Source organism: Trebonia sp., assembly GCF_049794275.1.
Taxonomy (GTDB): Bacteria; Actinomycetota; Actinomycetes; order Streptosporangiales; family Streptosporangiaceae; genus Trebonia.
The window spans coordinates 1-1810 of the sequence record NZ_JBARCR010000713.1; the positions used below are offsets into that span (position 1 = coordinate 1).

Here is a 1810-nt window from a genome sequence, read left to right on the forward strand (position 1 = left end):
GGTCAGCCCGCTCGGCGCCGGCGCGCTCGCCGGGTCGTCGCTGCCCGTCGACCCGCGGCAGCTCGCGACCGAGCTCGGCTTCGACAGCGCCGCGCCGAACTCCATGGACGCGGTCGCCGACCGCGACTTCGCCGCCGAGTTCTGCTTCGCGGCCGCGCTGACCGGCGTGCACCTGTCCAGGCTCGGCGAAGAGATCGTGCTGTGGTCCTCGCAGGAGTTCGGCTGGATCGAGATCGACGACGCGTACGCCACCGGCTCGTCGATCATGCCGCAGAAGAAGAACCCGGACGTCGCCGAGCTCGCCAGGGGCAAGGCCGGGCGGCTCATCGGCGGGCTCACCGGCCTGCTCACCACCCTCAAGGGACTCCCGCTCACCTACAACAGGGACCTGCAGGAAGACAAGGAGCCGGTGTTCGACGCGGTCGACACGCTGCTGCTCGTGCTGCCGGCCATGGCCGGCCTCATCGCCACCCTCAGGATCAACGCGCAGCGGCTGCGCGCCGGCGCCCCCGCGGGCTACACCCTGGCCACGGACCTGGCCGAGTACCTGGTGCGGCGCGGCGTCGCGTTCCGCGAGGCGCACGAGATCGTCGGGCACCTGGTGGTCTGGTGCCAGGTGCACGACGTCGGCCTCGACGAGGTAAGCGACGAGGACCTCACCAGGGTTTCTCCGCACCTGACCCCGGACGTCCGCGCCGTGCTCACGGTGGACGGCGCGCTCGCCGCCCGCAAGGGGTTCGGCGGCACGGCGCCGGACCGCGTCGCCGAACAGCTCGTCGCGCTGCGCGCCACGGTGAACGACGCCGCGGCGTGGGCCACGGCCGGCGGTGCCTGACCAGCTGGCCGGGCTGCTGCCGAGGGAGTTCCTGAACCGGCCCGCTCCTGAGGTCGCGCCTGGCCTGCTCGGCTGCGTGCTCGAGCACGAATCCCCCGAGGGTCTCGTCGCGGTCAGGCTGACCGAGGTGGAGGCCTACAACGGCGAGGGCGACCCCGCGTCGCACGCGGCCCGGGGCCGGACGGCGCGGAACGCGGTGATGTACGGGCCGCCAGGGTACGCCTACGTGTACTTCACCTACGGCATGCATTTCTGCGTGAACGTCGTCTGCATGACGCCAGGCACCGCGTCGGCCGTGCTGATGCGGGCCGGCGCGGTGATCGCGGGGGAGGAGCTCGCGCGCCGCAGGCGGCCCGTCCAGGGACCGCCCAAGGATCTTGCGCGGGGGCCGGCGCGGCTCTGTCAGGCACTCGCAATCGACCGGGCCCTCAACGGTGCCGACTTCTGTGATCCAGCGTCGCCGGTGCGGCTCAGGTCCAGGACCGGTTCGGTAGCAGAGAACGCGATCTGCACCGGGCCGAGAGTCGGGGTGAGCGCGGCAGCCACCGTGCCGTGGCGGTTCTGGCTGGACGGGGAGCCGTCGGTGTCCGTGTACCGGCCGTGGGTGCCACGGCGGCGGTCAGAGCGCCCGATTTGACGAAGGTTTCGCGCGGTCGTAGAGTTCACATGCCCCGAGGGGGACTGGACGCCGCAAGGCGAGACAGGCCCCGGGGAACCACCGAGCAGCCTCCTACGGGAGCTTCGTGTGTCCGCAACATCCTGGAAAATTCCAGGAAACGCGGTTGACATGAGGGGTACTGCGGAGTATGGTTCGAGGGTTGCCCCGGAGGAGGAGCTGAAGCTCCTCGATGGTGTGTGTCCGTTTCTTGAGAACTCAACAGCGTGTTAAAAGCCAGTGCATTATATGTACTAAACCCCCGTCGCGGGATGGTTCTTCGGGATTGTCTCGTTACGGATTTTCAGCCATGGCTTTGA

At 69.7% G+C, this 1810-nt stretch carries 2 protein-coding genes; both read left to right on the plus strand.

The features are described from left to right. The coding region (argH, locus tag WA805_RS18960; protein ID WP_425242999.1) for an argininosuccinate lyase at positions 1 to 835 on the plus strand (835 nt) is incomplete at its 5' end. Further along, a complete protein-coding gene (locus WA805_RS18965) occupies positions 828 to 1472 on the plus strand; it encodes a DNA-3-methyladenine glycosylase (protein ID WP_425243000.1) in 645 nt (214 codons plus the stop codon). The genes argH and WA805_RS18965, both read left to right, overlap by 8 nt. Positions 1473 to 1810: the final 338 nt, after the last annotated feature.